Genomic DNA, 11,777 nt, shown 5'->3' with positions numbered 1-11,777 from the left:
GCCCAAGCTCGCCTCCCCTCGGGCCCGACCAGCGTCGCCACCCCCAAGACGCCCAACCCCCAACCCAAGCCCGCCTTCCCCTCGGGCGCAACCAGCGTCGCCACCCCCAAGACGCCCAACCCGCGACCCAAGCTCGCCGTCCCCTCGAGCGCAACCAGCACCCCCGCCCCCAAGACACCCAACCCAAGATCCGAGCCCGCCCACCCCCATCGCGACCAGCATCCCCTGCCCCGCTCCCCCTCGAGGCCGGGCGAGCCCCGCCCGCGAGACCAGAGCCGACCCGCCCGCACATCCCGCGCCCCAACCGCCGCACCCCACGGCACGCCAACGCACCAGCAGCCCCACCACCCAGACCAGCCGATCACCCCAGCTCGCCACCGCGAGCCACCCACCCGCGCAACCCGACCGCCCTCACACCGCGACCCGGTTCCGCCCGGCCTCCTTGGCCCGATACAGCGCGGCATCAGCGGTGCGCAGCACATCATCGAGCGTCGGCCCGGCGTCCGGATGCCGCGCGACCCCGATCGACACCGAAAGGCCACTCACCCGGACCGTCCCGGCACCCGTCGAAATCACCACGTTCAGCTCACCCACCGCCACCCGCACCCGCTCGGCGATCGCCAGCACGTCCGCACGGCCGATGCCCGGCAGCAGCACCACGAACTCCTCACCGCCGAACCGGCCCACCGTGTCGCCCTGGCGCACCGACCCGGAAATCGCCACCGCGACCGCCGCCAGCACGTCGTCGCCGGTCAGGTGGCCGTACGTGTCGTTGATCCGCTTGAAGTGGTCCAGATCGATCATCAGCACCGCGAAGCCCCCGGCGCCGCGGCGCTGAGCGCGGGTGTGCTCGCGCGTCGCCGATTCGTGCCAGCCGGCGGTGTTGAGCAACCCCGTCTTCTCGTCCGTGACCGCCGCGACCTGCAACTGCTGCTTCAACAGCAAATAGCGGTGCAACAGCAGCAACGGCGCCACCACGAACACCACCAGCACCGGCTGCTCGACCAGCGCAAGGGCAGCGAGCCCGCCGAGACAGAGGGTCGCCAGCTCGAACGCGTTGTCCTCCCACGTGCCGATCAGATCGGCCGCCGACCGCTGGCTCGTGTACAGGTAGATGCCGGCCGCCACGAGGCCGACGTTCACCAGCTCGAACACCGCGGCCGCCAAGCACAACGCGAACAACCCGCGCGGCGTCTGCAACGGCGTCCCATGCAACCCCAGCACCGCGAGAACGGAGGAAGCAGCGAAACACGAGAGCATCGCCCAAGCCGTGCTCGCCACGAAGCGGTGCGCGGGCCGCGTACGGACCTGGCGCCACACTCGCACCCACAGGTGCGTGTAGAGCACGACGGCCAGCAGCGCCACCCACGCCGGTGGCAGCAGGACGACACCGGCGAGGTACCACACGGACGTGACGTTGATGTGCGTCTGCCCGCTCATCCACCGCCGCAACCGCTCGATCCGGCGCGACATCTCGGCCTGCGCCACCCCCAGCGCGACGAGCACCGCGAACCACCCCGGACGCACGGGCCCGCCGAACCCGGTGGCCAGCGCCGTCCCGGTCGCGACGACGGCGAGCAGTTCGCAGCCGAGGGCATAGGCGATCCAGCGGGTCTTGGCGCCACCCCACATCGCCCATCGCGCAGGCCAGCCCGGCCAGGTGGAAAGCGCTTCCCGGCGCACGGCGGCCTGCGCTCTCAAGAGCCGAGGCCACAGACGTGACGAACCGCCATCGTGACGTACCCCTTGCGCGAAGTTCGGCCGACCAGGTAGCCCAGCGTAGCCGTTCCGACGACGCGCGTCGCCAGTCCGGGCGAATTGCGGCCAACGCCCCTGTTCGAAGACCCGCGCAGGGTAGATCGACCCAGCTCAGCGCCTCACGAGCGGATCACCCGCGCGGACACCCGGACAGGCCAGGCTCACGTACGCAACACCCGGACGATCACCACCGGGCCGGGCCCCAAGCCCACCGATCCCAATCGGCCCTCCTCGCGCAGGGCACGAACGATCACCACCGGACCAGCCACGACCAGAGCCCACCGACGCGAACCGGCCTACCTGCGCAGGGCGCGAACGATCGCCACCGAGCCGGGCTACTTGCGCAGAGCGCGGACGATCGCCACCAAGCCGACCACCGCGGCGACGGCGACCAGCACCGGAACCACCCGCTTCAGCACCGACTGTCCCGCGTAGTCGAGCAGGTCGATCGCTTCGGTCTCCGGGGGTGCCGGGACGCTGTGCAGCGCCGGCCGGTCCGCCGGCTTGGGCTTCGGCTCGGTGTTGATCTCCGGAGTGGTCGGCGCCGGCTTGACCGCCGGCTGGGGCTTGGCCACCGGCTCGGAGGTGGCCGTCGGTTCGGCCGCCGGCGCACCCTGCTCCGGGACCGGCTTCGCGGCCGGCACGGCCACCGGCTGGGCGGCGGCCGCCGCCGCGGGAGCGGCCGGGGCATCGCCGGCCGCAGCAGTATTCGCCGAGGCTGCCGCCGCCGCGGGAGCCGCCTGGGCATCGCCGGCCGGTGCGGCCTTCGCCGGGGCGTCACCAGCCGAGGCAGCCTGAGCCGAGGCAGGCGCCCCTTCCGCCTCCGCCGGGGCCAGTTTTCCCGACAGGCATCCCGCGAACGTGTCCAGGATCTTCCCGCCCACCTCGCTGATCAACCCGCGCCCGAACTGGGCCGGCTTGCCCGTGATCGCCAGGTCGGTTGCCACCGATCCGTGGGTTCCGCCGTCCTTCTCCGTCAACGTCAGCGTTACCGTCGCCGCCGCTGTGCCGGAGCCGCGGGAGTCCTTGCCCGAGGCCTTGATCGTTACCTTGCGGGCTGCTTCGTCCTTCTCCAGGAACTCACCGTTTCCCTTGTACAACAGGGAAATCGGCCCGAGCTTGACCTTCACCGTTCCGCTGAACCTGTCCCCTTCGACCTTGGTCAGCGTGGCGCCCGGCATGCACGGGGCGACGCGCTCGGGGTCGACGACCGCCTGCCAGACCTCGCCGATCGGAGCCGGGACGGTGAATTCGTGGTCGAGCCGCACGGGCCGACCTCCTTCCTGAAAGCGGACGGGTCCGCTGCCCACCCTAGCCGCCGCCGGAGCGGCGGCCAGGGTGCAGCGTCAGGCTCCCGCGGCCGCCGCGATGGCGCGTCCCGTCAATACCTCCGCCAGGTGACGGCGGTATTCGACGTCGGCGTTGCTGTCCACCGGCGGATTCGTGCCCTCCGCCGCGTGGGAGGCCGCCGCCGCGATCGATTCCGCCGATGCCTGGACGCCGACCAGTGCCGACTCGACGCCCGAGGCGCGGATCGGGGTCGAGCCCATGTTCGTCAGCGCGACCCGGGCTTCCTCGATGACGCCCGCCTCCGTACGCACCGTGACCGCGACCGCCACCATCGACCACGCCTGGGCGACGCGGTTGAACTTCTCGTAGTGCGCCCGCCACCCCGTGTGCTTGGGGATGCGGACCTCGACCAGCAACTCGTCCGGCGCCAGCGCGGTGGTGAACAGGTCGCGGAAGAAGTCCGCGGCCGGCACCGTGCGCCGCCCCGACGGGCCGGCCACCACCAGCGAGGCGTCCAGCGCGAGCACCGGCGCCAGCAGGTCGCCGGCCGGGTCGGCGTGGGCGATCGCGCCACCCAGCGTCCCGCGGTGGCGGATCTGCGGGTCGGCCACCGTGTCGGTCGCCGACTTCAGCAACGCCGCGTGCGCCGCCACCAACGCGTCCCGCTGGACGTCGTAGTGCGTGGTCATCGCGCCGATCACCAGCGAGTCGCCCTCTTCGCGGACGCCGCGCAGTTCCGTGACGCGCCCGAGGTCGATCAGCGTCGTCGGCGCCGCGAGGCGCATCCGCAGCACCGGCAGCAGGCTCTGTCCGCCCGCGAGCACCTTGGCGTCCTCGCCCGCCGTCGCCAGCGCCTGGACCGCTTCGTCCACTGTGGACGGACGGACGTAGTCGAAGGGAGCCGGGATCACTGCGCACCTCCGGTGGCGTCGATGGAACCCAATCCGCCGCCCGCTTCGCCGCGGCCGGGGCCGCCCGCGTCGGTGGTGCCGTGCTGGATGGCGTGCCACACCCGCATCGGGGTCAGCGGCATCTCGATGTCGTCGACGCCGAAGGGCCGCACGGCGTCGATCACCGCGTTGACCACCGCCGGGGTGGAGGCGATCGTGCCCGCCTCGCCGACGCCCTTGGCGCCGAGCGGGTTCGTCGTCGACGGCGTTTCCGTGCGGTCGGTGGTGAACGACGGCAGGTCGGCCGCCGACGGCAGCAGGTAGTCGGCGAACGTGCCGGTCGTCAACGTGCCGCTTTCGTCGTGCTCGGTGCCCTCGAACAGCGCCTGCGCGATGCCCTGCGCGAGCCCGCCGTGCACCTGGCCCTCGACAATCAGCGGGTTCACCGCGACGCCGACGTCGTCGACGCAGACGTACGAGCGCAGCGTGATCCGGCCCGTCTCGGTGTCCACCTCGGCGGCGCACAGGTGCGTGCCGTGCGGGAACGAGAAGTTCTCCGGGTCGAACGTCGCGTCCGAGTCGAGCGACGGCTCGACCCCGTCGGGCAGGTTGTGCGCCGCGAACACCGCGAGCGCGACATCGCCCATCGACGTCGACGTGTCGGTGCCCTTGACGGTGAACTTGCCGCCGGCGAACTCGAGGTCGTCCTCGGCGCATTCGAGCAGGTGCGCCGCGATCGGCTTGGCCTTGGCGATCACCTTCTCCGCGGCCTTGACGATCGCGATGCCGCCGACGACCAGCGAGCGCGAACCGTAGGTGTCCATGCCCTTGTGCGACGACTGCGTGTCGCCGTGCAGGATCTCGACGTCCTCGAACGCGACGCCCAGCTGGTCGGCGACGATCTGGCTCCACGCCGTCTCGTGGCCCTGGCCGTGCGCGGACGCGCCGGTCGTGACCTCGACCTTGCCGGTGGGCAGCATCCGGATCGACGCGTACTCCCAGCCGCCGGCGCCGTAGTCGAGCGAGCCGAGCACCCGCGACGGCGCGAGCCCGCACATCTCGGTGAACGTCGAGATGCCGATGCCGAGCTGCACCTTGTCCTTCGACGCGCGGCGCCGCTCCTGCTCGGCGCGCAGGCCGTCGTAGTCGAAGAGCTGCTTCGCCTTCTCGGTGGCGGCCTCGTAGTTGCCGGAGTCGTAGGTCAGCCCGCACACGGTCGTGAACGGGAACTCCTCGTGCTTGATCCAGTTCTTTTCGCGCAGCTCCAGGGGGTCCATGCCGAGCTCGACGGCGAGCTCGTCCATGATCCGCTCGATCGCGAACGTCGCCTCCGGGCGGCCGGCGCCGCGGTAGGCGTCGGTCAGCGTCGTCGTCGTGTACACGTTGGTGCACGCGAAGTGGTACGCCGGGATCTTGTAGATCGCGTTGAACATGAACGCGCCGAGGATCGGCACCCCCGGCCCGACCAGGCCGTTGTACGCGCCGAGGTTGGCCAGCAGCTCGACCTTGAGGCCGGTGACCTGGCCGTCGCGGGTCGCCGAGATGGTGATGTCCTGGATCTGGTCGCGGCCGTGGTGCGCGGCGAGCATCGTCTCCGACCGCGATTCGTTCCACTTGACCGGCTTGCCGAGCTTCTGCGCGACCAGCAGCGACATCATCTCTTCGGGCAGGACGCCGATCTTGCCGCCGAAGCCGCCGCCGACGTCCGGGGCGATCACGCGCAGCTTGTGCTCGGGGATGCCGAGCGTCAGCGCCGACATCACCCGCAGGATGTGCGGGATCTGCGTGGCCGACCACATGGTGATCTGGGTGCCGGTCGGGTCGACGACGCAGGCGCGCGGCTCCATGAACGCCGGGACCAGGCGCTGCTGGCGGAAGCGGCGCTTGAGCACGACCTCCGAGGAGCTGATCGCGTCCTCGACGTTGCCGCCGGTCCCGGCCTCGGCCGAGTCGAACTTCCAGACCGCGCTCGTGTTCGTGCCCAGGTCCTCGTGGACCAGCGGCGCGCCGTCGGCGATGGCGGCTTCCATGTCGAGGACGACCGGCAGCTCGTCGTACTCGACGTCGATCTCCTCGAGCGCGTCGTGCGCTTCGGCGGACGAGCGCGCGACGACGACCGCGACGCCTTCACCGGCGAAGTTGACCGTGCCGGCGGCGAGCACCGGGCGGCGCGGCGCCTTCATGTCCGGCGTGATCGGCCACGCGCAGGGCATGCCGACCGCGCCTTCGGGGTCGAGGTCCTGCGCGGTGTAGACGGCGATGACGCCGGGCGCGTCCTTCGCCGCCGACGTGTCGATCGAGACGATCTTGGCGTGCGCGAACGGGCTGCGCAGGACGGCCAGGTGCAGCAGGCCGGGCAGCGTGATGTTGTCGGTCCAGCGGGTGCGGCCGGTGATCAGCCGCTCGTCCTCCTTGCGGCGGCGGGACTTGCCGACCTCCGGTTCGATCGTGGCGGTCATCAGTCACCACCCACGCCGACGTGCTTGTTCTGGGCGATTCGCTCGGCTTCGGGTCCGGCGCCCGGGCTCATGTGCTTCGCGGCGTCGCGGACCGCGCGGACGATGTTCTGGTAGCCGGTGCAGCGGCAGAGGTTGCCTTCGAGACCCTCGCGGACGGCCTGTTCGTCCGGGTCGGGGTTGTCGGCCAGCAGGTCGATCGACTGCATGATCATCCCCGGCGTGCAGAACCCGCACTGGAGGGCGTGGTTGTCGTGGAACGCCTGCTGCACCGGGTGCAGCTTGCCGTCGCGGGCGAGGCCTTCGACGGTGGTGACCTCGCAGCCGTCGGCCTGGACGGCCAGCACGGAGCAGGACTTCACGCTGTGCCCGTCGAGGTGGACGGTGCAGGCGCCGCAGTTGCTGGTGTCGCAGCCGACGACGGTGCCGACCTTCCCGAGTTTTTCCCTTAGGTGGTGCACGAGGAGGGTGCGGGGTTCGACTTCGTCGGTGTACTTCGTCCCGTCGACGGTGACGGTGATGCGCATCAGGCCTCCAAAAGCCGGTTCGGGAACGGCCTGCCCGACCGTGATCGGGCTCACAGACCCCGAGCGTGCTACGCGACCTTCGCGTCGACAAGCCCTGATGTCACACGTTCAACTACCTGTTCCGCAGATACGCGCGCAGGTGCGACACAACGCCGCATCCGCGGAACGCCGGACGGGTGAACTTTATCGGCCACCTGGCTGAGTCAGCCGTGAATGCGTCCCGACAGCTCCGCGAGCCGCTTGCCGCCACCGCCCCACCGCAGCGCGATGATCTCCGCGGCGATCGACACGGCCGTCTCTTCCGGCGTGCGCGCACCGAGATCGAGGCCGATCGGCGACGACAGCCGTTCCAGCTCCGCCTCGGTGATCCCGGCCTCGCGTAGCCGCGCGAACCGGTCGTCGTGCGTCTTGCGGGAACCCATCGCGCCGACGTACCCGACGTCCAGGCGCAGCGCGACTTCGAGCAGCGGCACGTCGAACTTGGGGTCGTGGGTCAGCACGGCGATCGCCGTGCGCCGGTCGACGCGGCCCGCGTCCGCCTCGGCCCGCAGGTAGCGGTGCGGCCAGTCGACGACGACGTCGTGCGCGTCCGGGAAGCGGCTGGTGGTGGCGAACACCGGCCGCGCGTCGCACACCGTGACCTGGTAGCCGAGGTAGGCGCCCATGCGCGCCATCGCGGCGGCGAAGTCGATCGCGCCGAAGACCAGCAGCCGGGGCGGCGGCTCGAAGGAGTTGACGAACACCGCCATGCCCTCGCCGCGGCGCTGCCCGTCCGGGCCGTAGTGCAGGGTGCCGGTGCGGCCGCTGGCCAGCAGGCCGCGCGCGTCGTCGGCGACGGCGTCGTCCATCCGCGACGACCCCAGCGAACCCGCGGTGCGGTCCGGCCAGACGATCATGTGCTCGCCGACCAGACCCTCCTGCTCGTGCTCGATCACCGTGACGACCGCGACCGGCTCGCCGCCGCGCACCGACGCGACGACCTCGCCGAGTTCGGGCATCGACGCGCGGTCGACGTGCTCGACGTAGATGTCGATGATCCCGCCGCAGGTCAGGCCGACCGCGAAGGCGTCGTCGTCGCTGACGCCGTAGCGCTGCAGCACCGGCTTGCGTTCGGCGACGACCTCCTGCGCGAGCTCGTAGACCGCGCCCTCGACGCAGCCGCCGGACACGCTGCCGGCGACGGTCCCGTCGGGGGCGACGACCATCGCGGCGCCGGGCGCACGCGGCGCCGAGGAAAAGGTGGCGACCACGGTGCCGAGGCCGACGGTCTCCCCGTCGGACCAGCGGCGGAACACGTCATCGAGTACGTCACGCATCGGAAATCTCCCCGAGCAGTCGTTCCAAGGTGGCCAGGGTGTGCCCGGCCAGGAGCCGGTCGATGTGGGGCAGCGCGGCCACGATGCCCGACTGGACCGGAGCGTACCCCGCGCGGCCGGCGTGCGGATTCACCCAGAATACGGCGTGCGCGAGCCGGCGCAGGTGGGCGAGCTGCTCGCCGAGCAGGCCGGTGTCGCCGCGCTCCCAGCCGTCGGAGAACACGGTGACCACGGCGCGGCGCGCGACTCCGCGCCGGCCCCAGCGGTCGAGGAACGCCTGGAGCGTCTCCCCCAGCCGGGTGCCGCCGGCGAAGTCCGGCACGGCCGAGCCCGCCGCGAGCATCGCGCGCTCCGGGTCGCGCTGCCGCAGCTGGCGCGACACCCGGGTCAGCCGCGTGCCGAGGGTGAACACCTCGACGGACGGCGGCGCGGCCCGGGTCAGCACGTGGGCGAACCGCAGCAGGGCGTCGGCGTACGGGCTCATCGAGCCGGAGACGTCGATGAGCAGCACCACCCGCCGCGGCCGGCTGCCGCGCCGGGCATGGACGAGCCGGAGGGGCTCGCCGCCACTGGCGAGCATGGCGCGCAGCGTCCGCGGCGGGTCGAGCCGGCCGCGTCGCGACGGCGTCCGCCGGGCGGCCGGGCGCCGCGGGAGCGCGGGTTTCAGAGTGGCCAGCAGCTCGCGGAGGTGTTCGCGCTCGGCGGTGGTGAGTTCGGCGAGGTCGCGGTGGCGCAGGACTTCGTGGGCGCTGGCGGCGACTTTCAGCTGGTCTTGTCCTTCGCCGCCCTTGGCGTCCCCGCCGTCGGCCTCGCCCAGCGGCGCGATCCTGGCCTTCTTGGGCGCGGCGGACGTCGCCCGCTTCGGCGTCGTGGTCTCGATTGAGAACCACTGGCTGAAGGCCTCCTCGTAGTACGGGAGGTCATCGGGGCTGGAGCAGAGCGTGAGCCGCCCGGCCCAGTACAGCCGGGTGGGTTCGGCGACGTCGATCTCGGCCACGGCGGTGAGGTACGCCTGCACGCGGTGTGCGTCGCAGGCGACACCGGCTTCGCGCAGCGCGGCGGCGAACCCGACGTACCCGGCCACGGGATCGGCGGCAGTGGTCATACGTCCATTGTGCGCTTTCTGGCGTCCCGGCGAGGAGTCGAACCTCGGACCTCGGCGTTCGTAGCGCCGCGCTCTGTCCTGCTGAGCTACCGGGACAAGGGCGGTCTGCGCACGCGCCCCTCCCCGGACGGGCGCGCAGACCGCGCTCTTCGCCGCGGCCGACCCAAGGTAGCGGCGGGTGGGCGCGAAGAGCTTTTCGGAAAGAAAAGGGAATTTTCAGCGAACGACGCGGGAGATCGCGCCGCAGGGATTCCGGTCTTGCCGTCGGGTCACGATCTCCTCCTCTCGGGGTGGCGTGCTGGTGGTGAAGAAAGAATGCCTCAGCCGCGACGGAGGGGCAACGCAATTAAAAACGCCCGCCTCGGTGGTCCTTTGTGGACCGTCGAGGCGGGCGTTGCGGCTTCGCTCAGGCAGCGGCCTTGAAGCCCGGCTGGACGTTGTCACAACCGCGCAGCCCCGCCGTCTTGTTGAGCTCCAGGACCGGCGGCAGCGTCTTCTGGGCGTACGCCTGGAGTTCGGCGAGCTTCGCGTCGTCGACCAGGTCGCGCCGGACGTGGTAGCTGACCCAGTTGCGCGAATCGATGGTCGCCACGCCGATCGGCCGGTTGAGGAAGATCGTCGCGTATTCGCTCTCGAACCGCGGGTCCTTGTCGAAGCCCAGCGTGGTGATCCACGAACCGATGAACGTGATCAGCTCGGGCTTCTCCTGGTTGAAGACGTAGTTGCGGACCCCCGTCACGTCGGACTCGTGCAGGTAGTCGGCCACCTGCTTGTCGCCGAGGCCGGCCAGGTCGAGCACCCGGAGGCGGCTGCCCAGCGACGTCCCGCCGAGATCGATCAGGCCGACCTGGGCCGAGTCGGGGAGCTTGAGGAGGTCCGCGAGGCCGTTGATCGTCCGGGCGTCGCGCTCGGCGACGATGCAGAACGCGGTCTTGACGTTGGCGCGGTAGGACGTGCCCTGGTCGTAGAGCCCGCTCACCGAGCTGACCAACGCCACCACCAGCAGGCAGGCGAGCGCGATCCGGCCGCGCAGCCGGACCGCGGCCAGGGCCTCGACGACCACGATCGCGGCACCGAACGCGCCCAGCGTCCAGACCGGGGTGGCGAACCGCAGCTGCCCCATCCAGTCGTACTCGAGCACGATGTAGGCGACCACGCTGAGCCCGAACGGCGCCATCAGGGCGATCAGCCCGGTGCGCAGGCGCGACGGCCGGACCATCAGCACCACCAGGCACGCGACGGCGACCGCGACGACCAGCCAGCCCACGTAGGAGACGATGTCACCGGGGCGGGCGAGGTCCTCGAGCGTCGGCGGCTCCTGCCCCTTCGCGACGGCGGTGTTCGGGACCAGCCGGCCGAACTCGAACCAGCGGAAGACCAGGTACGCGCCGTACGGGACGGCGAAGCCGGCGACGGAGAGCACGACCGCGCGCACGCTGCGGCCGAGCAGCTCCCGCTTGAGGAACAGCAGGACGGCGATCGGGTAGGCCCCGGCGTAGATGATGCCGTCGGGCCGGGTCAGCGCGGCGAGCATCGAGATCAGCCCGGTGCCGACGGCGACCTGGGTGTCGAGCAGCCGGCCGCTGTGGACCGCACGCACGATCAGCACCGCGAGCGCGGCGACGGTGAGGGCGTAGAAGGAGTTCTCCAGCCCCGAGAAGCACCAGATGACGAAGGACGGGATCGCGGCGAGCGCGGCCCCGGCGGCGAACGTGATCAGCGCCGGGCGGCGGCTGAGCACCTTCGCGCCGAAGTAGAAGAGCACCAGGATGGCGGCGCAGCAGAGCAGCGCGAGCGCCTTCGGGAAGAGGATCTGGTCGTTGACGCCGAAGAGCGTCCCGTGGTCGAAGAGACCGACGAGCTTGCCGAGGGCGATCAGGACCATCCAGGTCGGGTTGGAGTACCCCTCGACCGGCGCGGCGCCGGGCTGGAGCACGGGCCCGAAGCCGTCGGCGAGGTTGCGCGAGTAGGCGAACGTGATGGCCGAGTCGTCGATCAGCCAGTGCCCGTAGAAGGAGGCGTGCACGGCGATCAGCGCTGTCCCGCCGAGCACGGCGGCCACCGCGGCGAGCTTGCCCCGCCAGCCCCGGCGCGCGGTCGCCGTCCCGGCCGCACCCGGCCGATCCGGTGCTGCTTCGGACGGCGGTCTCGTCTCCGTCGTCTCCGCCACGCTCATCCGCTGGTTCTCCCTCGCTTCGACCCGGCCCCCGACCCGGGTGGTCAGGCGAACAAGGCGTCGAGCTTCGCCCTGACCCGGTCGAGGTCTTCGCTGTATTTCAGGACGGCTCCGAGCGTGCGTGCCGCTGTCGCCGCGTCCAGCTCGTCACGGTGAAGAGTCAAAAGAGCCCGCCCCCAATCGAGGGACTCCGCCACTCCCGGTGGTTTCAGCAAATCCATTTCGCGGAGCCGATGCACCGCTTCAGCGATTTGCCGAG

General features: G+C 71.3%; 8 protein-coding genes, 1 tRNA gene and 1 pseudogene. All 10 read right to left on the bottom strand.

What is annotated here, in order from left to right:
* Positions 1-411 precede the first annotated feature (411 nt).
* Positions 412-1,632 carry a diguanylate cyclase gene (locus ACWDN5_RS40140; RefSeq protein WP_449679957.1) on the bottom strand — a complete coding sequence of 407 codons (1,221 nt, stop codon included), beginning with the start codon at positions 1,630-1,632 and terminating at the stop codon, positions 412-414.
* Positions 1,633-2,093: 461 nt separating this feature from the next.
* Entirely contained in the window at positions 2,094-3,026 is a 933-nt protein-coding gene (locus ACWDN5_RS40135; protein ID WP_449679951.1) for an SRPBCC domain-containing protein, read from the bottom strand.
* Positions 3,027-3,104: 78 nt separating this feature from the next.
* Complete coding sequence (locus ACWDN5_RS40130) at positions 3,105-3,959, bottom strand: FAD binding domain-containing protein (RefSeq protein ID WP_449679950.1); 855 nt, start codon at positions 3,957-3,959, stop codon at positions 3,105-3,107.
* Positions 3,956-6,397: a xanthine dehydrogenase family protein molybdopterin-binding subunit gene (locus ACWDN5_RS40125; RefSeq protein ID WP_310974520.1), complete on the bottom strand. Its 2,442-nt coding sequence runs from the start codon at positions 6,395-6,397 to the stop codon at positions 3,956-3,958. The genes ACWDN5_RS40130 and ACWDN5_RS40125 overlap by 4 nt, the downstream gene beginning before the upstream one ends.
* Positions 6,397-6,921 (bottom strand): (2Fe-2S)-binding protein, encoded by a 525-nt coding sequence (locus ACWDN5_RS40120; RefSeq protein ID WP_449679949.1) that lies wholly within the window; start codon positions 6,919-6,921, stop codon positions 6,397-6,399. The genes ACWDN5_RS40125 and ACWDN5_RS40120 overlap by 1 nt, the downstream gene beginning before the upstream one ends.
* Positions 6,922-7,124: 203 nt before the next feature.
* Complete coding sequence (locus ACWDN5_RS40115; RefSeq protein ID WP_310974521.1) at positions 7,125-8,237, bottom strand: XdhC/CoxI family protein; 1,113 nt, start codon at positions 8,235-8,237, stop codon at positions 7,125-7,127.
* Positions 8,230-9,342 carry a vWA domain-containing protein gene (locus ACWDN5_RS40110; protein ID WP_449679948.1) on the bottom strand — a complete coding sequence of 371 codons (1,113 nt, stop codon included), beginning with the start codon at positions 9,340-9,342 and terminating at the stop codon, positions 8,230-8,232. Before ACWDN5_RS40110 ends, ACWDN5_RS40115 begins: the two co-directional genes overlap by 8 nt.
* Before the next feature lie 19 nt (positions 9,343-9,361).
* Positions 9,362-9,438: transfer RNA gene (locus tag ACWDN5_RS40105), tRNA-Arg, on the bottom strand.
* Positions 9,439-9,748: 310 nt separating this feature from the next.
* Entirely contained in the window at positions 9,749-11,518 is a 1,770-nt protein-coding gene (locus tag ACWDN5_RS40100) for a hypothetical protein (RefSeq protein ID WP_449679947.1), read from the bottom strand.
* Positions 11,519-11,562: 44 nt separating this feature from the next.
* Positions 11,563-11,777 (bottom strand): annotated as a pseudogene (locus tag ACWDN5_RS40095) (AAA family ATPase); the annotation flags it as partial.

Source organism: Amycolatopsis sp. NPDC003731 (genome assembly GCF_053586895.1).
The sequence above is the reverse complement of the archived record's forward strand: the minus strand, read 5'-3'. Positions and strand labels throughout refer to the sequence as shown.

What these genes read in the sequence shown, in the direction of transcription:
- ACWDN5_RS40140 (WP_449679957.1), bottom strand. Translation starts at nt 1,632, where the DNA reads ATGTGGGGTGGCGCCAAGACCCGCTGGATCGCCTATGCCCTCGGCTGC.
- ACWDN5_RS40125 (WP_310974520.1), bottom strand. Translation starts at nt 6,397, where the DNA reads ATGACCGCCACGATCGAACCGGAGGTCGGCAAGTCCCGCCGCCGCAAG.
- ACWDN5_RS40100 (WP_449679947.1), bottom strand. Translation starts at nt 11,518, where the DNA reads ATGAGCGTGGCGGAGACGACGGAGACGAGACCGCCGTCCGAAGCAGCA.
- ACWDN5_RS40120 (WP_449679949.1), bottom strand. Translation starts at nt 6,921, where the DNA reads ATGCGCATCACCGTCACCGTCGACGGGACGAAGTACACCGACGAAGTC.
- ACWDN5_RS40115 (WP_310974521.1), bottom strand. Translation starts at nt 8,237, where the DNA reads ATGCGTGACGTACTCGATGACGTGTTCCGCCGCTGGTCCGACGGGGAG.
- ACWDN5_RS40110 (WP_449679948.1), bottom strand. Translation starts at nt 9,342, where the DNA reads ATGACCACTGCCGCCGATCCCGTGGCCGGGTACGTCGGGTTCGCCGCC.